The sequence below is a fragment of the Bacillus sp. FSL W8-1143 genome, assembly GCF_037965155.1.
In the GTDB taxonomy this organism is placed as follows: Bacteria; Bacillota; Bacilli; order Bacillales; family Bacillaceae; genus Bacillus; species Bacillus pumilus.
On sequence record NZ_CP150182.1, the window covers coordinates 2,875,746 to 2,894,278 of the forward strand.

The 18,533-nt window shown below is 40.4% G+C and carries 20 protein-coding genes; 13 read left to right on the forward strand and 7 right to left on the reverse strand.

Going from position 1 to position 18,533, the window contains the following annotated elements; all coding sequences use genetic code 11:
• Positions 1 to 131 precede the first annotated feature (131 nt).
• From NSQ36_RS14785 to NSQ36_RS14805, 5 genes are all read left to right on the forward strand, one after another.
• Positions 132 to 1,214, forward strand: coding sequence for a BMP family protein (locus NSQ36_RS14785; RefSeq protein WP_044140813.1), 1,083 nt, complete (start codon positions 132 to 134; stop codon positions 1,212 to 1,214).
• Between the two features lie 159 nt (positions 1,215 to 1,373).
• On the forward strand, positions 1,374 to 2,909 hold the full coding sequence (locus tag NSQ36_RS14790; RefSeq protein WP_003213375.1) for an ABC transporter ATP-binding protein: 1,536 nt from the start codon (positions 1,374 to 1,376) through the stop codon (positions 2,907 to 2,909).
• The gene (locus NSQ36_RS14795; RefSeq protein ID WP_003212654.1) at positions 2,902 to 3,948 is read left to right on the forward strand and encodes an ABC transporter permease; all 1,047 of its coding nucleotides are present in this window, start codon (positions 2,902 to 2,904) and stop codon (positions 3,946 to 3,948) included. The genes NSQ36_RS14790 and NSQ36_RS14795 overlap by 8 nt, the downstream gene beginning before the upstream one ends.
• Positions 3,949 to 4,908, forward strand: coding sequence for an ABC transporter permease (locus NSQ36_RS14800; RefSeq protein ID WP_003213713.1), 960 nt, complete (start codon positions 3,949 to 3,951; stop codon positions 4,906 to 4,908).
• Between the two features lie 175 nt (positions 4,909 to 5,083).
• Positions 5,084 to 6,421, forward strand: a complete 1,338-nt coding sequence (locus NSQ36_RS14805) for a 2-hydroxycarboxylate transporter family protein (RefSeq protein ID WP_003213451.1) — start codon at positions 5,084 to 5,086, stop codon at positions 6,419 to 6,421.
• 74 nt (positions 6,422 to 6,495) lie between these two features.
• Here the strand turns inward: NSQ36_RS14805 and NSQ36_RS14810 are convergent, their stop codons facing one another.
• Positions 6,496 to 6,705, reverse strand: coding sequence for a hypothetical protein (locus NSQ36_RS14810; protein ID WP_003213300.1), 210 nt, complete (start codon positions 6,703 to 6,705; stop codon positions 6,496 to 6,498).
• Positions 6,706 to 6,924: 219 nt separating this feature from the next.
• On the opposite strand from NSQ36_RS14810, the gene NSQ36_RS14815 reads away from it, so the two are divergent.
• The 7 genes from NSQ36_RS14815 to mnhG are packed head-to-tail and all read left to right on the forward strand — an operon-like array spanning position 6,925 to position 12,701.
• Positions 6,925 to 9,336 (forward strand): Na+/H+ antiporter subunit A, encoded by a 2,412-nt coding sequence (locus tag NSQ36_RS14815; protein ID WP_339205992.1) that lies wholly within the window; start codon positions 6,925 to 6,927, stop codon positions 9,334 to 9,336.
• Positions 9,333 to 9,764 carry a Na(+)/H(+) antiporter subunit B gene (locus NSQ36_RS14820; protein WP_034620105.1) on the forward strand — a complete coding sequence of 144 codons (432 nt, stop codon included), beginning with the start codon at positions 9,333 to 9,335 and terminating at the stop codon, positions 9,762 to 9,764. The genes NSQ36_RS14815 and NSQ36_RS14820 overlap by 4 nt, the downstream gene beginning before the upstream one ends.
• Positions 9,764 to 10,105 (forward strand): Na(+)/H(+) antiporter subunit C, encoded by a 342-nt coding sequence (locus NSQ36_RS14825; RefSeq protein WP_003213576.1) that lies wholly within the window; start codon positions 9,764 to 9,766, stop codon positions 10,103 to 10,105. The genes NSQ36_RS14820 and NSQ36_RS14825 overlap by 1 nt, the downstream gene beginning before the upstream one ends.
• Complete coding sequence (locus NSQ36_RS14830) at positions 10,098 to 11,576, forward strand: Na+/H+ antiporter subunit D (protein ID WP_034620106.1); 1,479 nt, start codon at positions 10,098 to 10,100, stop codon at positions 11,574 to 11,576. Before NSQ36_RS14825 ends, NSQ36_RS14830 begins: the two co-directional genes overlap by 8 nt.
• A 6-nt stretch (positions 11,577 to 11,582) precedes the next feature.
• Positions 11,583 to 12,062 (forward strand): Na+/H+ antiporter subunit E, encoded by a 480-nt coding sequence (locus tag NSQ36_RS14835; protein WP_044140819.1) that lies wholly within the window; start codon positions 11,583 to 11,585, stop codon positions 12,060 to 12,062.
• On the forward strand, positions 12,062 to 12,343 hold the full coding sequence (locus NSQ36_RS14840) for a Na(+)/H(+) antiporter subunit F1 (protein ID WP_003213177.1): 282 nt from the start codon (positions 12,062 to 12,064) through the stop codon (positions 12,341 to 12,343). The genes NSQ36_RS14835 and NSQ36_RS14840 overlap by 1 nt, the downstream gene beginning before the upstream one ends.
• Entirely contained in the window at positions 12,327 to 12,701 is a 375-nt protein-coding gene (gene mnhG / locus NSQ36_RS14845) for a monovalent cation/H(+) antiporter subunit G (protein WP_003213369.1), read from the forward strand. Before NSQ36_RS14840 ends, mnhG begins: the two co-directional genes overlap by 17 nt.
• Positions 12,702 to 12,787: 86 nt before the next feature.
• Here the strand turns inward: mnhG and NSQ36_RS14850 are convergent, their stop codons facing one another.
• From NSQ36_RS14850 to degQ, 6 genes are all read right to left on the reverse strand, one after another.
• The gene (locus NSQ36_RS14850; RefSeq protein WP_003213775.1) at positions 12,788 to 13,177 is read right to left on the reverse strand and encodes a hotdog fold thioesterase; all 390 of its coding nucleotides are present in this window, start codon (positions 13,175 to 13,177) and stop codon (positions 12,788 to 12,790) included.
• Between the two features lie 23 nt (positions 13,178 to 13,200).
• Positions 13,201 to 13,842 (reverse strand): response regulator transcription factor, encoded by a 642-nt coding sequence (locus NSQ36_RS14855; RefSeq protein WP_058013793.1) that lies wholly within the window; start codon positions 13,840 to 13,842, stop codon positions 13,201 to 13,203.
• An 80-nt stretch (positions 13,843 to 13,922) separates the two neighbouring features.
• On the reverse strand, positions 13,923 to 16,235 hold the full coding sequence (locus NSQ36_RS14860; RefSeq protein ID WP_339205994.1) for an ATP-binding protein: 2,313 nt from the start codon (positions 16,233 to 16,235) through the stop codon (positions 13,923 to 13,925).
• A gap of 54 nt (positions 16,236 to 16,289) precedes the next feature.
• Positions 16,290 to 16,460: a competence pheromone ComX gene (gene comX, locus NSQ36_RS14865; RefSeq protein WP_212045489.1), complete on the reverse strand. Its 171-nt coding sequence runs from the start codon at positions 16,458 to 16,460 to the stop codon at positions 16,290 to 16,292.
• Positions 16,457 to 17,371 carry a polyprenyl synthetase family protein gene (locus NSQ36_RS14870; RefSeq protein WP_310425834.1) on the reverse strand — a complete coding sequence of 305 codons (915 nt, stop codon included), beginning with the start codon at positions 17,369 to 17,371 and terminating at the stop codon, positions 16,457 to 16,459. The genes comX and NSQ36_RS14870 overlap by 4 nt, the downstream gene beginning before the upstream one ends.
• A 151-nt stretch (positions 17,372 to 17,522) precedes the next feature.
• Positions 17,523 to 17,663, reverse strand: coding sequence for a degradation enzyme regulation protein DegQ (gene degQ / locus NSQ36_RS14875; RefSeq protein ID WP_003213123.1), 141 nt, complete (start codon positions 17,661 to 17,663; stop codon positions 17,523 to 17,525).
• 505 nt (positions 17,664 to 18,168) lie between these two features.
• On the opposite strand from degQ, the gene NSQ36_RS14880 reads away from it, so the two are divergent.
• Positions 18,169 to 18,522 (forward strand): inner spore coat protein, encoded by a 354-nt coding sequence (locus tag NSQ36_RS14880; protein WP_339205997.1) that lies wholly within the window; start codon positions 18,169 to 18,171, stop codon positions 18,520 to 18,522.
• The last annotated feature ends 11 nt before the right edge of the window (positions 18,523 to 18,533 follow it).

Below are 18,533 nucleotides of genomic sequence, written 5' to 3' on the forward strand. Positions count from 1 at the left end.
TCTCTCCTGTCCTCCATAAGTTTCAGGAGAAAGCAGGATAAAATACCCTATTCAGAAGGGTGAGAAGAGATAGGTCGGTCTTTTTTCGCGAGACTTTTCTGAAACTTTTAAATTTTATAGGGGGTTATGTTTTGAAGAAGCGCAAAATTGGACTAGCATTGTCCTTAGTCGTAGCAGCAGGAACGATCCTTGGAGCATGCGGCAACTCTGGCTCAAACAGCGGTGAAAGCAAAAAAGATAAAGATCAATTCACTGTTGCAATGGTAACTGATGTCGGTGGTGTCGATGACAAATCGTTTAACCAATCAGCTTGGGAAGGTTTACAAGCATTTGGAAAAGACAACAATCTAAAAAAAGGTAAAAACGGCTTTGATTACTTACAATCTAAATCAGACGCTGACTATACAACAAACTTAAACACACTTGCTCGTGAGAAATTCGACCTGATTTACGGAATTGGTTTCTTAATGCAAGATTCTATTAGTGAAATTGCAGATCAGCGTAAGAAAAACCACTTTGCCATCGTTGATGCTGTCGTGAAAAAAGACAACGTAGCCAGCATTGTGTTCAACGAAAATGAAGGATCATTCCTTGTGGGTGTTGCGGCTGCTCTTTCTACAAAATCAAACAAAATTGGTTTTGTCGGCGGCGTTGATTCTGAATTAGTCAGAAAATTCGAAGTTGGTTTCCGTGCAGGCGTTGAAGCAGCTAACCCGAAAGCAAAAGTTGAAGTGAAATATGCTGGTGCATTCGATAAGGCAGACATCGGGAAAGCAACAGCTGAAAGCATGTACAAATCCGGCGTCGACATCATTTATCATGCTGCTGGCGGCACTGGAACTGGTGTCTTCACAGAAGCGAAAAACCTGAAAAAAGCGGATCCTAACCGCAAAGTTTGGGTCATCGGTGTAGATAAAGACCAGTATGACGAAGGAAAAGTACCTGGAACAAAACAAAGTGTCACCCTTACTTCTATGGTTAAGAAAGTAGACAAAGCGGTACAAGACTTAACAACGAAAGCAAAAGAAGGTAAGTTCCCTGGCGGCGAAGTGATCACATATGGTCTGAAAGAAGGCGCTCTTGACATTTCTCCATCTCAGGACAACCTTAATAAAGATGTATTGAAGAAAGTAGAAGAATGGAAACAAAAAATCATCAAGGGCGAAATTAAAATCCCTGCAACACGTGATGAACTAAAAGATTTTAAAGCTTAATTTGAACATCGGGATAAGCGCGCCTTATCCCCTTGTTTCTCCTTTACCTCCTCTTTATTCGTAAAAGGTGGTAAAAGAAAAGCTGCAGCCTCGTTTTGCAGCTTTTCTTTTGCTAGTTTTTATCTTCATCAGCACCCTAAAAAAGGAGCGGTTAAACCTGTGGATTATGTCATTGAAATGTTGAATATACGCAAAGAATTCCCTGGCATTGTAGCAAACGATAACATTACGCTGCAGCTAAAAAAGGGCGAAATTCATGCGCTGCTTGGTGAAAACGGCGCTGGAAAATCAACGCTCATGAACGTGCTTTTCGGACTGTACCAGCCTGAAAAAGGTGAAATCAAGGTTCACGGAAAACCTGTGACCATCTCTAGCCCGAATGATGCAAGTGATTTAGGCATCGGTATGGTGCATCAGCACTTTATGCTTGTCGATACCTTCACCGTCGCTGAAAACATCATTTTAGGAAAAGAGCCCAAGAAATTTGGAAAGATCGACAAAGAACAAGCCATACAGCAAGTACAAGAGCTTTCTGACCGCTATGGTTTAAAAATAGACCCTGCCGCAAAAGTATCTGACATCTCTGTCGGCATGCAGCAGCGTGCAGAAATTTTAAAAACTCTTTACCGCGGCGCTGATATTTTGATCTTCGACGAACCAACAGCCGTCTTAACACCTCAAGAAATTAAAGAACTCATACAAATTATGAAAAACTTAATCAATGAAGGCAAATCCATTATTTTAATTACCCATAAGCTGAAAGAAATTATGGATGCATGTCACCGCGTCACCATTATCCGAAAAGGCCAAGGCATTCGTACACTTGATGTGGAAAGCACAAACAAAGATGAGCTTGCAAGCCTCATGGTCGGCCGTGAAGTTTCATTTAAGACAGACAAAAAAGACGCCTCTCCTGCTGAGGAAGTACTTCAAATTCAGGATCTTACGGTAAAGGACGCACGAGGAATTGAAGCGGTCAAACATCTCAACCTCTCAGTGAAGGCTGGAGAAATTGTCGGTATTGCTGGAGTCGATGGCAATGGTCAATCTGAATTGATTGAAGCCATTACTGGTCTAAAAAAATCAGAATCTGGCACGATCATGCTAAACGGGAAAGCCATTCAAAATCTTCCGCCTCGTAAGGTGACCGAATCTGGAATTGGACACATTCCTCAAGACCGTCATAAACACGGACTAGTGCTTGATTTTTCAATAGGAGAGAATATTTCGTTACAAACGTATTACCAGCGTCCATACTCAAAATTTGGCTTGATGAATATGAAAAATATATACCAAAAGGCAAAGCAAATCATTGCCGAGTATGACGTAAGAACACCGAGTGAATATACAGAGGCACGCGCCCTGTCAGGCGGGAATCAGCAAAAAGCCATTATTGGCCGTGAAGTTGACCGCAATCCCGATTTATTAATTGCCGCTCAGCCGACACGTGGACTTGATGTTGGTGCGATTGAATTTGTTCATAAGCGCCTCATTGAGCAAAGGGACACAGGCAAAGCCGTCCTCCTCATCTCATTTGAGCTTGATGAAATTATGAATGTCAGTGATAAGATTGCTGTTATATTCGAAGGCAGCATTATTGCCATCGTTGATCCAAAAGAAACAACAGAGCAAGAGCTTGGTCTATTAATGGCTGGAAGTACGCAACAGGAAGTGGGGAAAGAAGCAAATGTCTAATCGCTTAACAAATCTGCTCATTCCGCTTATAGCCATTGTACTTGGTCTTTTTGTTGGGGCCATTATTATGCTGGCAAGCGGTTATAGTGTCATCGAAGGCTATGGCGCCCTTTGGAATGGCGTCTTCGGTGAAACCTATTATATGGGAGAAACCATCAGACAAGTGACACCTTACATTTTATCAGGGCTTGCTGTTGCTTTTGCATTTCGGACAGGTCTCTTTAATATCGGTGTAGAAGGTCAAATGCTGATTGGCTGGGTAGCTGCTGTATGGATCGGTACAACTGTCCATGCACCTATGTACATCCATCTCCCACTTGCACTCATCACCGCAGCTGCTGCTGGTGCATTATGGGGCTTTATTCCTGGGTTTTTAAAGGCTCGTTTTTATGTTCATGAAGTGATTGTCACGATCATGATGAACTACATTGCCCTTCATGTGACGAACTATTTGATTTCAAATGTCTTAACAAATAATAAAGATAAAACAGAAAAAATCGATGCCACTGCCTCGCTTCGCTCTGGTTTCTTTGAACAAATCACCGATTTCTCCCGGATGCATAATGGTATTTTTGTTGCCATTATAGCTGCGGTCGTGATGTGGGTCATTATTCAAAAAACCTCTAAAGGCTTTGAATTGCGGGCTGTTGGAATGAACCAGCAGGCATCCCATTATGCCGGTATGAATGTTCGCCGCAATATCATTTATGCGATGCTCATTTCAGGTGCTTTTGCAGGTCTTGCAGGCGCAATGGAAGGTCTTGGTACATTTGAATATGCATCAATTAAAGGCTCGTTTACCGGTGTAGGTTTTGACGGAATCGCCGTCGCTTTATTAGGTGGAAATACTGCTGTTGGTGTTGTTCTTGCTGCACTGCTGCTTGGTGGATTGAAGGTCGGCGCTTTAAATATGCCACTTGAATCTGGCGTACCGACTGAGGTCGTTGATATTGTCATTGCGATCATTATTCTTTTCGTCGCCTCAAGCTATATTATCCGTCTTGTGATGAACCAAATGAAGAAAAAGGGGGGAAAATAAGTGGGATTTCTGCAAATTCTTGAAATCATCGTCCCAGCAACACTTGTCTATGCTGCACCACTTATTTTAACCGCTCTTGGAGGCGTCTTTTCAGAAAGATCAGGTGTTGTGAATATCGGTCTTGAAGGTTTGATGGTCGTCGGAGCATTTTCCAGTATTATCTTTAACTTGTTTTTTGCTGATACATTCGGGGCCTTGACCCCGTGGCTTGGGCTCCTCGTTGGAATGGCGATTGGCGGATTGTTCTCTCTCATTCATGCAGTTGCGACCATTACATTCCGTGCAGATCAAACGGTCAGTGGTGTTGCGATTAACATGCTGGCACTTGGCGCTACGCTGTTTGTCGTGAAACTCATTTACGGGAAAGCTCAAACAGATAAAATTACAGAGCCTTTCTATAAAGGTGATATTCCCCTTCTAAGTGACATTCCGATAATTGGCGATATCTTCTTTAAAGATGTTTATTATACGTCCATACTCGCATTAGCGCTTGCGGTTGTTGCTTGGTTTGTTTTATTTAAAATGCCGTTTGGTCTTCGTCTTCGTGCAGTCGGAGAACATCCAATGGCTGCTGATACAATGGGAATCAAAGTGTACCGGATGCGCTATATCGGCGTCTTTATTAGTGGACTGTTTGGTGGTCTTGGCGGAGCTGTTTATGCGTCAACCATCGCACTTGATTTCTCACATGCGACCATAACTGGACAAGGCTTCATCGCACTAGCTGCACTTGTCTTCGGTAAATGGCACCCATTCGGCGCAATGGGCGCTGCTTTATTCTTTGGATTTGCTCAAAGTTTAAGCATTATTGGCTCTCTCCTGCCGCTCTTCCAAGATATACCGAACGTGTATATGCTTATTGCACCATATGTGCTGACCATCTTAGCACTCACTGGCTTCATCGGCCGAGCAGATGCACCGAAAGCACTTGGGACACCTTATTTAAAAGGAAAACGATAATAACGATGTATGATCAATCCCCTGAAGGATAAACTACCTTCAGGGGATTTTTGTATGATAAAAACATAAAAACTCCTGTTTATTTTACTTTTATTACACTTAATTTAGTTTAATAAATAGATGAGTGTCACAGAATCTTCTACAATTGAGACAAATAGCATTTGGGGGTGTTTATGTGGCTAATACACAACAATTGAAATCGATTACAGACGATTCTGACAATAATAAAAGCGTTTTCCGTAAGATCATGTCTTGGAAAATTGGTGTTATTGACTTACCTGTGTATTTAGTACTTGCAGCGATTATTTTAACTGCCGCTTATTTTAATAAAATTCCAGCAAATATGCTTGGTGGTTTCGCTGTTATTATGATTTTGGGGATTTTCCTTGGAGATATAGGACAACGTATTCCGATATTAAAAGATATTGGTGGACCGGCGATTCTTTCTTTATTCGTACCATCGTTCCTGGTCTTTTTTCATGTTCTGAATCCGAACTCGTTGGAAGCGGTTACGTCTCTTATGAAAACGTCGAACTTCCTTTACTTCTATATTTCTGCTCTTGTAGTAGGTAGTATTCTTGGGATGCAGCGAACTGTTTTAGTACAAGGCCTTATTCGTATGTTTGTTCCTCTTGTTGCAGGAACAATTGCAGCTGTGACTGCCGGAATTCTTGTTGGTCTTTTAGTTGGTTACACACCGCATCATTCGTTCTTCTTTATTATTGTTCCAATTATTGCTGGTGGTGTTGGAGAAGGGATTTTGCCATTATCTATTGCTTATTCACAAATTCTTGGTGTATCAGCAGAGTCATTAATTTCTCAATTAATTCCTGCTGCCGTCATTGGGAACGTCATTGCCATTATCTGTGCTGGCGCAATGAAGAAGCTTGGTGAAAAACGTCCTGAACTAAACGGGAATGGTCGTCTTGTAAAATCTAAAGAAGCAAATGAAATTTTTGAACAGCCTGATATGGATCCAAAAGTTGATTTTGGGTTAATGGGTGCTGGTGTACTCGTGGCTTGTACAACGTTCATTTTTGGTGGTTTATTAGAAAGCTTTGTTCATATTCCAGGTCCAATCTTAATGATTGTTCTTGCCGCTTTAATCAAATACTTAAACGTGATGCCTCAGCATCTGCAAGATGGCTCACAGCAGTTCTACAAGTTTGTATCAAGAAGCTTTACATGGCCGCTTATGGTCGGTCTAGGGATTCTATACATTCCACTTGATGATGTAGCAACAGTGATTTCTATTCCATTCGTTTGTGTATGTATCGCTGTCGTTCTTGGAATGGTGGGTTCTGGTTACTTCGTTGGGAAATTGATGAACATGTACCCAGTAGAATCTGCGATTGTGACAGGCTGTCACAGCGGACTTGGCGGTACTGGTGACGTTGCGATCCTTTCAGCTTCTGGAAGAATGGGTCTCATGCCTTTCGCACAAGTATCTACACGTCTTGGCGGAGCAGCAACTGTGATCTGCGCAACAATCTTACTTAGAATGTTTACTTAAAACATTGAAACATCAAAAGCATGTGCCCTCTCATAGGCACATGCTTTTTTATATTTCTTTTATCCTATATGATTTTATTCATCAGCTAATACAATTCGTAAATATTCCCTAGGCTGAAAAGGATACAGCTTAGTTTCCTGATAGCTCATGCGGAAAAGGTGCTCAGAAAATAGCGGCCATTCACTGCCGTCCTGCCACCTTTTTTGATCATTTCGGTCAATCAAGAATGCTCCTCCTAAAATCGTGCAGAATATGCTTAAGCTGATGGCGATCTTTCGTTTCATTTAATCAGCTCCTTTAAGAAAAGCATGTACGAAAAACAAAACAATATACAATGAGTTTCATTTTTGATAAAATTATTTTTGTGGTCAAAAGAACCTAAAACAAATACAGTTTGCTCGAAATCGTTTCAAACCAATGCACTATGGCTGTATTTAAGATATAATTTTAATTACCAGTTCTTTAGAACGTGAATTTATATTGATCAAAGGAGGTTCATTTTCTTGCAGCTTATTCACTTCGCCATCCTATCACCTTTTTTACTCGCCTTTGTTGTACCTTTCCTTTTTAAATATGTAAGGCGTATACATACAGGGTGGTTTGTTCTCATCTTGCCGATTCTTTTATTCACCTATTTCATCCAAATGTTACACATTACCTCGAATGGACGAACGCTTTTCTCACAAGCTGAATGGATTCCATCTTTAGGGATGAATTTTACTGTATATGTCGATGGCCTTAGCCTGTTATTTGCATTATTAATTACAGGTATTGGCGCACTTGTGGTCTTGTACAGTATTTTCTACTTATCAAAAGAAAAAGAACAGCTTGGCTCTTTCTATACGTATTTGTTAATGTTTATGACCGCTATGCTTGGTGTGGTTCTCTCTGACAATATGGTGGTTCTGTACTTGTTTTGGGAGCTAACGAGTATTTCTTCCTTCCTCTTAATTGGGTATTGGTATAAGCGGGAGCGCTCTAGATATGGTGCAACCAAATCACTGCTTATTACTGTTTTTGGCGGATTAGCTATGCTTGGTGGCTTCATCCTCATCTACCTGATCACTGATTCATTCAGTATTCGTGAAGCAGTCAATCAGCTTCAGCTCATTATGGCATCACCTTACTTTATCCCTGCCATGATCCTGATCTTACTAGGTGCCTTTACGAAATCAGCGCAATTCCCATTCTATATCTGGCTGCCTGATGCAATGGAAGCACCTACCCCTGTGAGCAGTTATCTGCATTCTGCTACGATGGTGAAAGCCGGTATTTATCTTGTTGCCCGCTTCAGTCCGATCTTTGCTATATCAGAGGTGTGGTTCTGGACCATATCCATTGTCGGACTTATCACATTATTCTGGGGATCATTCCATGCCGTCCGGCAAAATGATTTGAAAGCCATTCTGGCCTACTCGACAGTTAGTCAGCTCGGCATGATTATGCTCATGCTTGGCGTCGGCGCAGCTGCGATTCATGAAAACAACCCTGCCTTTTTTGGCGCAGCCGTTCTTGCTGCTATTTTTCACCTCATTAACCATGCTACGTTTAAAGGCAGTCTCTTTATGGCAGCAGGTATTATCGATCACGAAACAGGTACTCGTGACATTCGGAAATTAGGTGGTTTAATGACCATCATGCCGATTACCTTTACGATTACGCTAATCGGTACATTTTCAATGGCTGGACTACCGCCATTTAACGGCTTCTTAAGTAAAGAGCTGTTTTTCACAAGTATGTTACGTATTTCTGAGATCAACTTTACAGATATTTCGACATGGGGCGCTATTTTTCCAGCAATTGCTTGGCTCGCTAGTGTCTTTACGTTCATTTACAGTATGATGCTTCTCTTTAAAACATTTAGAGGCAATCTTCAGTTAGATCAATTAGAGAAAAAGCCGCATGAAGCACCAATTGGCATGCTCATCCCGCCAATCATTCTCGCTGCACTTGTGGTCACTTTCTTCTTTTTCCCAAATATTCTTGCTTACTCGGTCATTGAACCCGCGATTGCTGCGATCATCCCGGAAGCCATTGAAACAGGAAGCCGTTTTGCAGTAAAAATTGAAGCGTGGCACGGTTTCCAGCCAGAGCTCTATATGACGATAGGTGTTGTTGTACTTGGTACAATCGGCTATTTAACGTTGTCAAAATGGCGTCCAATGTACAATATATTTAAGGAAAAATGGTCATTTAACACGTTATACGATCGTTCTCTAATCGGTTTAGAAAAAGGTTCATACCGCCTGACAAACAGCTATATGACCGGTTTCCTTCGTGATTACCTTGTCTATGTGTTTGGATTCATGATTATCGTACTTGGCAGCGTGATGTTCTATCAGCAAGCTTTCTCATTTGAAACAGAAAAAGCTGCGCCAATTGGCACGTATGAAGCCATTCTTTCACTTGTGATGGTGGCGGCGACGGTCACGACTGTATTCGCCCGCTCACGCTTAACTGCCATTATTGCTCTAGGTGTCATGGGATACACGCTGTCATTATTCTTCGTGATTTTCAGAGCACCTGACCTTGCCCTGACACAACTGATTATTGAAACGATTTCTGTCGCACTGTTTTTACTTTGCTTCTATCATTTGCCGAAGCTGAGCTTGAAGCAAAAAACGAGAAAATTCAAATTAACCAATTTGATCATTTCAATAGGTGTTGGTCTCACTGTCACTTGTCTTGCTTTTGCTTCCACAAGTCAGCAGTCACTTGAGTCCATTTCAACTTACTTTATTGAAAACAGCTATAAACTTGCTGGCGGCGACAACATTGTCAATGTCATTCTTGTAGATTTCAGGGGCTTTGATACACTGTTTGAAATTACCGTGCTGGCGATTGCGGCACTTGGTATTTATGGATTATTAAAGGCACAGGCACAAGGAAAACGGAAGAGAGGTGTGCGGCGATGAGGAAAATTGATACGAATGATATGCTCTTACAAGTCACAACAAAAATCACAGCATTCATCATCTTGCTTTTTTCCCTTCACTTATTTCTTGCGGGACATAACAATCCTGGCGGGGGATTCATTGGCGGCCTGATGAGTGCCAGTGCTGTCGTCCTTCTGCTCTTAGCCTACGATCTGAAAACAGTGAGACGTATTCTGCCCTTTAACTTTATTTATGTTGCAGCGACCGGGCTGCTCGTCGCGATCCTGACGGGTATGGGATCCTTTCTATTCGGTGCACCTTTTCTATCCCATGCATTTGATTATTTTCAACTGCCGTTTTTAGGGAAAACAGAACTGGCGACAGCCGTACTGTTTGATATCGGTGTATATTTAGTTGTTGTCGGTGTCACCATGACCATTATTCAAACGATTGGAGAGAAGGAATAATGGAATTTCTAATGTCTATTATCGTCGGTATTATTTTTATGGCGGCGACCTATTTAATGCTTTCAAAAAGCCTTCTACGGGTCATCGTCGGTACTGCTGTTTTAAGTCACGGCGTCCATTTGCTTCTTTTGACAATGGGCGGCTTAAAAAAAGGAGCTCCACCTATTTTAAAAGAGGGGCTCACATCCTATGTAGATCCATTACCACAAGCATTAATTTTAACAGCCATTGTCATTGCTTTTGGTGTGACATCCTTTTTACTTGTCATGGCCTTCCGTGCCTTCCAAGAGCTGCGAACAGATGACATGGATCAAATGAGAGGAAATGATCAGCATGAATAATCTCGTGATCCTGCCAATTTTAATTCCATTATTAGCTGCTACACTATTGATCTTTATGAATAAGAACATCATGCTGTCGAGAGGCTTTAGTGTGTTTGCTTCGCTCTTAGCCATTGTCTGTAATGTGTATTTAGTCCAAACCATCTTTACTAATGGGATTCAAACTCTCTATTTAGGAGGCTGGAAAGCACCATTTGGGATTGCCCTTGTGGCCGATCAGTTTGCTGCGCTCCTTGTGCTCACCGCTTCCGTTGTTGGACTAGTGACAGTTCTATTCTCCTTTCAAACAATTGGGAAGGAAAAGGAGCGGCTTTTCTATTACTCTGGCGTACAATTTTTGTTAGCTGGCGTAAGTGGGGCCTTTTTAACAGGCGATATTTTCAACCTGTTTGTCTTTTTTGAGTTGCTGCTAATGGCGTCTTATATGCTCATTGTGTTAGGCGGATCAAAGCCTCAGCTTCGAGAATCACTCAAATATATTGTGTTTAATATCATCTCGTCGGCATTATTTATTGTCGGTGTCGCTTGCTTATATGCAGTCACGGGCACTTTGAATATGGCTGATTTAAGCGTGAAAATAGCTGAATCAGGGCAAACAGGATTAATCACTGTCATTTCTATTCTGTTTCTCATTGTATTTGGCTTAAAAGCTGGGATCTTCCCGCTTTATTTCTGGCTGCCAGGATCATATCATGCACCGCCAGCGGCTATTTCTGCTCTATTTGGTGCACTGCTGACAAAGGTTGGCTTATATGCGATTGCCAGAGTCTTTACGTTAATTTTTATACATGATACAGGGTTTACACATACACTCATGGCTTGGTTTGCCGCACTAACGGTGATATTCGGTGTGATTGGCTCTATTGCCTATTCTGATGTGCAAAAGATCGTCATCTATAACATTGTCACAGCAGTTGGGGTCATTTTGTTTGGGATTGCAGCCAATACACCTGCCTCACTCCAAGGGGCCATTTATTATCTCATTCATGACATGGTGATTAAAGGCGCTTTATTTATGCTGGCAGGTGCACTTTTTGTATACGCTGGCACCAATCACTTGAAAAAGATGGGCGGACTGATTCAATCTCAGCCTTTACTAGGGTGGATGTTTTTCATTTCGGCTTTATCCCTAGCAGGAATTCCTCCTCTGAGTGGGTTTGTTGGAAAGCTAAAGATTGTAGAAGGTGGATTTTCTGCTGGACACATGACCTTTTCTATCCTTGTCTTAATGTCCAGCCTTCTTGTCCTGTATTCGATTATGAGGATCTTCATACTCGCATTTTGGGGCGAGGATCAAGATATGCGAAGAAGGAAACCGTCGATTAAAGGAATGGTGTACCCTGGCGTACTGCTTGTGATCTTGTCGCTTGCCATTGGGTTAGGGACAGAGTTCATTGCCCCTTATATCAATCAAGCAGCGGAAATGCTCTCAACACCAGAAAAATATATTCAAGCTGTGCTGAAGGAGTAGATGAACATGGCCTTTCAAATATTACTAAACGCTCTCCTCGCCTTTACATGGATGTTTATGAATGATACATACAGAGCCGCAGACTTTGTATCAGGCTTTGTACTAGGGATGGTCGCCATTTTTATGCTTCGGCGGTTTTTCCCGCAGCGTTTTTACGGCTATGCCCTGTTTGCGATTTTCAAGCTCGTATTGATTTTTATTCGGGAGCTGCTTCTTGCCAATTTAAGTGTATTAAAGACCGTATTATCTCCAAAGCTCACCATTAAGCCCGGTATTTTCGCCTTTCGTACAGATTTGAAAACGGATTGGGAAATCACCATACTGGCTAATATGATTACATTGACACCAGGTACACTCGTCATTGATATTTCTGATGATCGTTCCATTTTATACATTCACGCGATGGATATTGAAGATGCAGAAAAAGCCATTCACGATATCCGGGTTTCATTTGAAAAAGCGATTCAGGAGGTGAGCGGTAAGTAATGGAGCTCATATTACAAATTTCACTTGGCATTCTTGCGCTGTCCACCTTTCTTTTTGTGATACGGGTTATCAAAGGGCCCTCTATTCCTGATCGTGTAAGTGCGCTTGATGCGATAGGAATCAATTTAATTGGGATGACAGCTATCGTTTCTATTTTGCTGAAAACGACAACGTTCTTTGAAATTATTTTACTGCTCGGTATCCTTGCCTTTATCGGCACTGTCGCTTTTTCCAAATTCCTTGAGAAAGGGGAAGTGATTGAAAATGATCGTCATCGCTAAAGCTATTGTCATTTTCTTTATCCTGCTTGGCGCCATCCTTTGTCTCATTTCAGCCATTGGCGTTCTTCGCCTGCCGGATGTTTATACACGTATGCATGCTGCATCAAAAGCATCGACACTTGGGGTTGTCCTCATATTAGTTGGGGTGTTCTTTCACGAATGGTTTCTTGCAGGGATTATTTCTGCGAAGATCCTACTTGGGATTGTCTTTATCTTTTTAACAGCTCCAGTCGGCGCACACTTGATCGGAAGAGCCGCCTACAATACGGGGGTCAAGATGGACAAACGAAGTGTACAAGATGATTATGGTGGTTTTCGTAACTTCGTGATTAAACGCAAAGAAGACTCGTACTTATAAACCGAAAGCAGATCCTCTCATGTGAGGATCTGCTTTTTATGGATCAATCCAACCTAAAAAAGCTTCCGCTGCACCGGGAGCTTTTTTTATATGCGATCAATGACAGCAAGTGTGCATCTTGACGTACAGATGTGCCGGTCTCGATCATCTTTAATATCAATTTGAAATACCATTGTACGGCGCCCGACATGTACAGGAACAGCCGTCGCTGTCACTACTCCATCACGTACAGATTTTAAGTGATTGGCATTGATTTCAATCCCTGAGCAAACTTGCTGAGTTAAGTCTAAATGAGCCGCAGCTCCCATGCTTGCCACTGTTTCTGCTAGAGCAGCAGAAGCTCCTCCGTGCAGCAGTCCAAATGGCTGTTTTGTTCTGTGATCAACTGGCATTGTCGCTACGCATCGAGACTCATTACACTCTACAATCTCAATCCCCAGTGCCTCAAGCAGTGTATTTGATCCACTCACTTCCATCAGGGTTCTCTCCCTTCACACGTTTACAGCACACTTTCAGATTTTGCAATTAACACCGCTTCGGTTCGAGAGCCAACATTCAGCTTATTAAAGATGGACGTCAAGCTGTATTCAATCGAGCGTTTGCTCAAATGCAGCACATCGGCAATCTCTTGGTTCGTGTATCCTTTTTCCACTTCTCTCAGGATCAAACACTCTCGCTCTGTTAACAGCTCGTGATCGGTCTGCTGCGCCTGTTCTGGCTTTTCTTGCTGCTGTGAAATTAATTTCTTTAAATAGGATAGCTGAATGACAACTTCTCCTTGCAATGTGCGGTGTATGTATTCAATAATTTTGTCTTTTGTCTCTGTTTTACTAATTGCACCGTGCAATCCAGCCCGAATGGCCTCTTCAAAATAATCATCTACTTCATACCCTGTATAAATGATGATTTTCACTTGTTGGTTGGTTTCTAGAATTTGTTTCGCAATGTCCATTCCATTGATATCCCCGAGATTTAAATCCATCAAAATCACATCATAGATGGAAAAGTCATGCGTCTTTAAAAAGGCGGCTTCTGCATCAGGACTTAAACAATCGACTGATAGCTGCTGATCTGATTCTAATATGCTTTTTGTCCCTTCCATGACAGCCGGATGATCATCAATGACCAATATCTTCTTCATGTCTTCCTCCCTTTAAATCACTCACTTCCATTTTATATAAAAAACTTGGCAGATGCCAAGTCTTATTCCTTAATAAATCGTTACAATTCCATTTCAATTTTCACCTTCAACCCTTTTTCAGGTGCGGTATGAATGTGAAGCTTCCCATTTAACGCCTTGACTCGTTCTCTGATTCCAGAGAGGCCCATGCTCATGGTGTGCTGATCAAGATGGCTTGCGTCAAAACCAACTCCATCATCCTCGTAGTGAAGAACAACCTGATCTTTAATACAAATCAGCATTACGAGCACTTGGTTGGCTTGAGAATGTTTCAAGGCATTGGATAACAATTCCTGAACAATCCGGTAAATATTAAGCTGGGAGTCAATATCAATGTCCATCTCCTTATCAAAGCGTGTCGTATTCAGCCGAATATGAAACGGTGCTTCCTCCTGAATTTGAGAAGTCAGCTTCGATATCGCCTTCACTAAACCTAAATCGTACAGCAGCTGCGGCCGAAGTTCATGACACGTTTCTCTCGTCGTTTGAATCACCTTAGACATTTGTTCATTCCATGAGATAAGCGATTGTTCAATAGACGTTGGGCATTGATCGTTTTGGAAATTCGTTAAAAACATCTCTGACTGTCTTTTCAGCGATATCAAATCCTGTAGCACGGAATCATGGAGATCCCTTGCTAAATCGGAGCGTTGCTTTTCCTCCATCGCAAACATGACTTTTTTCAGCCAAGCAGGGTTCGCTTCACGCTGCTTCAAATCGTCAAGATGCTCCATCAATTCTTCAATCTTGACGACATTTTCTAAACTGACACTTGTATAAAATGCCAATGTTTTCAGCCAAGAAATCTCATCACGCGTCAATTTAGGTGTCTGTAAATTGGATAAGCAGCAAATCACAAACGAGTGACCACCCCGCTCGCCAATTTTCATCATGAACCCTTTATCAAGCGCAATGATTTTTCCGACTTCACCTAAAATATCTTGAAATTGATCCACATAATCTTTCCATAGCTGGCTTTCTTCTATTGATTCATCAATTTCAACAATTTGTCCATCTGCCTTCACTTCAAGCACAAAGGCTTTGTTCACAACAAGTACTTCTAAGATGGTGTATTTTAAATGATACAATACTTGATGAAGTGATGACGCCTCACGAATAAGCTGTGTAAATTTAAATACACTATCCTGATAATTATGCTTCTCTGAAAAACGTTTCAGCCGGAAGCGGAAATCTAGAATTTCTTTAAAATAAAAGACAGCAAGCATGAGTGTATAGGTGATTAATGCGAGTTTCAATGTATACTTCAAATCTTCTGGTTTTTGCAGAATGTAAAACGTGACAATAACAAAAATGGTCGGTGTAATGGCTAAAAAGCCATAGTATTTCAGTCTACTAATCAAAAAGTCCATATTGTATAGTTTGTTCGTCATGAATTGGTACACTAGAGAAAAAGGAATAAGCAAGACAAAAGAAGTCAAGAAAAAGGGATCTACTACATAAATACGAAACAAAACATATGGTATTGCAAATAAAAATATAAATGGACAGAATGCTATGATATTAATCATGACAAAAAACTTTAAAACAGACCCCTGCTCTGTCTCTTTATATTTCCGCATTCCATTGATAATCACTTTGAATGACATGATAATAGAAGCGAAAAAGAATAAAAGATTTAAACTTGGCATGTATCTTGCTATCGCTGAATCTATTGGAACTGCTAGCTCTATCAATAGATTAATTACTGGAAGACTATATAAAAGGCGAATTGTTTTTTGATTTGTTATATGCAAGTTAAACTCTTTAAAATACTGATAAATGAAATGAATATAAAAGATAAATACACTTGATAAACAAAATACGATCACATAATGGCTAAATCTTTCACCAATACCTGAAGTACCTGCACTAAGATACCCGATACAAATCGTTAATAAAAATAAAACTAATAGAAATGCTGATTTCCGTTGGGCCTCTTTGTTAATTCTAATGATAAAGAAGATACAAAATAAACATATTGAATACAGGATTAGAGGAATTAAATAGACAAATAAACTTTCTTGACCAATCAATGTCTTATTTTTAAGGGTGATCATTTGGTTGCCTCTTTGAATATCAATTCTTTGCACATTCCTAAGCTCACCATTGATCATATGATCTTTGTTGTTAGCAGGTTCCCCATTGATTTTAAGTATAATATCTCCTTCTTCTAATCCTGATGTGTAGGCTAAAGAAAGATATTCAACTTTGACAACTTCTGCTTGACCGTTCTTGTTCTCCGCTACACGTGCTCCATTAAAAATATCAAATACATAAATATATGAAACATAGATCACAAATAAAAAAGACAGAAAAACGAAAAAAGCAGATAGTTTCGTATAAGTTATCTTCATGTATAAAACATCCTTAACTGGAGAACTTTTAAATCATTTATAAATGAAATAGCATCATTTATAGTACCATATATATTCTGCAGACATTTGCCCTTTTTTAATGCCTTGAATGATTGCTTTCATGGTTTGCTCATCTGTGTGAATTAAACTTGCATTCCCTAAATCCAACTCATTCACAACTCCAGGATTTTCCATTAAATATGCAATAACATTTTGAATGTTCAATCATTGCCCTCCTTTGTCATAAATGCATACAATTGTTCCCTCTTTGTTTTAGGTAAATCAAGTTGGTCAATCCCTTGCCTCATTTGTAACAGCATAATCTCTCTCATTGATACCATGTACTGAGTCAAACCTGCTTCAAGTAATTTCTGCTTCAGTTGAAATGACTTTTGTTCTGACTCATCTAAACGATTAGATAAGAACATAAGAATCTCTTGACTGGCATCGTTAAAGCCTCTTTGTAAATAGCTAAATGCCAGCGTTTGTTTTTTTAGAAAATCTCCGTTTGTTTTCGAAAATAACGCAAAAAAATCGTTACTGATTTGTTCAGCAACACCATAACATATGGAATATGATTCCACAGTTGAGTTGATTTTTCCTGTCGCTAAATAAACACCCAGTACACTAGCAAGAGCTGTTAATGATCCTGATTTTTTCCTTAAAACCTCTACACACTCTTCTTCTGTTCCATGCATATGACGCAAATCCTCATGCTGTCCTTCCATTGACCATTTGATGAGTTGGAACAGTTTCTCAATTAGTTGAGAATCATTTTCACATATTGTTGTGATGAGTTGGATACTCAGCGTATACAAATACGTAGAAGCATTGATGGCCACTCCTTGGTTGACGTTCATCCAAGGATACGAATCTTTATCCTGATCTTCGATATCATCTAATATATCGGCTGATAAGATGAGAAGTTCAATCCCTGCTGCCAATTGTGTAATCGCTTGCTTGTCTTGTCCGCCAAATGCCTCATAATGCTTGTAAGCCAATTGCCCAAAGGGAAATTCATTCTTTATATCTGTAAATTTTAGAAGCAGTTGTTGTAAATCTTTCTGCCTGACTGCATGTTGAATAAAATCAGACATATTCTGCTTGATTTTTGTATTCTCTAGATAGTTTAGCATACTCGGTCTTGTCCCTCACCCTTCCGCCTTTTATTTTACTAAAAAGACATGAGCAAATGTCCACTGACATCACTATTTAACAATTATATAATAATATATCCTTTTTTTGTATGTATTTGGATAAAAAAAAGACTTGATGATTATCAAGTCTTTAAGAAATTTTCACATATTCATATTTGTCGTATTGATCAATGCTTTTGTTAATGTTATGAAGAGAAGCCGTTGTTTCTCTAATTTCGTTTTCAAGTTTCCATAATAATTGTTTAAGTTCTTCGATTTCATACTTTTCCATCGATTCCACTCTCCTTTTTTGGAAGATCAATGTATTTGTGTATGGTGATTGGGTCATAAGTATTTGATCTATTACTAACAGTGTAAATGTAATTGAGTATTTTTTCACCGAAAAGTATGCACAAAATGTGTGCGTGATACCGCAAAATTCAATAGGTCTTTTTTCATCATTTTCTGACTTTTCAAATCATACTTTTATCTTAATTTCAAAGGAATTGTGTCACTAATGCAACAAGAATAGGCATCATTCGTCACACTTCTCTCACAATAGAACATACGATCCCTTCTATAACCTCGGTTTTGCGTGTTATAGGTCAGACGACAGACCCCATTGTGGACACCGCAATTTTTTGGCGACATTCACCGAAATTGACCGCAAAAGTACCTATTTTTATGTTGGATTTATAAAGATAGAAAGATCATTTTGATTCTTTATTCTGATTTTCTACATACATTTAGAACAGATATCCGTCCAATTTCACGTCAATGAGAGAAGAGGTGACCACGTGTTTTACTATGTTCCTTATCCTGCTTTGCAAGGTCCCGCAATGAGCCGTGCATATTCGCGCACGCCTATGACTTTTCCTCCAGTAGATGCCCACTCGTTTCAACGAGCCGCAAAGGAATCAGCCCGACTTGTTGCTGATGCTTCACTTATTACACAGCAGATTTCCAGCTCGCTTTCGTTTGCACAGCAGATCATGGAGGCTGCTGAGCGCTCTGATTCGGCAAGTGTCATCCGAATGCTGAAACAAATCGGTGTGAAAAGTGGTATTGACATCCGCTTTAGTCCAGAAGGCATTCGTATCTACTTGTCTCTCGCCTCTAGCAGACTTTTTCTCCTTTTACAGTGGGCATAACAAAAAAAGCC

Bases quoted from the DNA above. Each gene is read 5' to 3' on its own strand.
- NSQ36_RS14810 (WP_003213300.1), bottom strand. From the start codon at position 6,705: ATGAAACGAAAGATCGCCATCAGCTTAAGCATATTCTGCACGATTTTA.
- NSQ36_RS14820 (WP_034620105.1), top strand. From the start codon at position 9,333: ATGAGGAAAATTGATACGAATGATATGCTCTTACAAGTCACAACAAAA.
- NSQ36_RS14860 (WP_339205994.1), bottom strand. From the start codon at position 16,235: ATGAAGATAACTTATACGAAACTATCTGCTTTTTTCGTTTTTCTGTCT.
- NSQ36_RS14850 (WP_003213775.1), bottom strand. From the start codon at position 13,177: ATGGAAGTGAGTGGATCAAATACACTGCTTGAGGCACTGGGGATTGAG.
- degQ (WP_003213123.1), bottom strand. From the start codon at position 17,663: ATGGAAAAGTATGAAATCGAAGAACTTAAACAATTATTATGGAAACTT.
- NSQ36_RS14830 (WP_034620106.1), top strand. From the start codon at position 10,098: ATGAATAATCTCGTGATCCTGCCAATTTTAATTCCATTATTAGCTGCT.
- NSQ36_RS14795 (WP_003212654.1), top strand. From the start codon at position 2,902: ATGTCTAATCGCTTAACAAATCTGCTCATTCCGCTTATAGCCATTGTA.
- mnhG (WP_003213369.1), top strand. From the start codon at position 12,327: ATGATCGTCATCGCTAAAGCTATTGTCATTTTCTTTATCCTGCTTGGC.
- NSQ36_RS14840 (WP_003213177.1), top strand. From the start codon at position 12,062: ATGGAGCTCATATTACAAATTTCACTTGGCATTCTTGCGCTGTCCACC.
- NSQ36_RS14870 (WP_310425834.1), bottom strand. From the start codon at position 17,371: ATGCTAAACTATCTAGAGAATACAAAAATCAAGCAGAATATGTCTGAT.
- NSQ36_RS14835 (WP_044140819.1), top strand. From the start codon at position 11,583: ATGGCCTTTCAAATATTACTAAACGCTCTCCTCGCCTTTACATGGATG.
- NSQ36_RS14855 (WP_058013793.1), bottom strand. From the start codon at position 13,842: ATGAAGAAGATATTGGTCATTGATGATCATCCGGCTGTCATGGAAGGG.
- NSQ36_RS14825 (WP_003213576.1), top strand. From the start codon at position 9,764: ATGGAATTTCTAATGTCTATTATCGTCGGTATTATTTTTATGGCGGCG.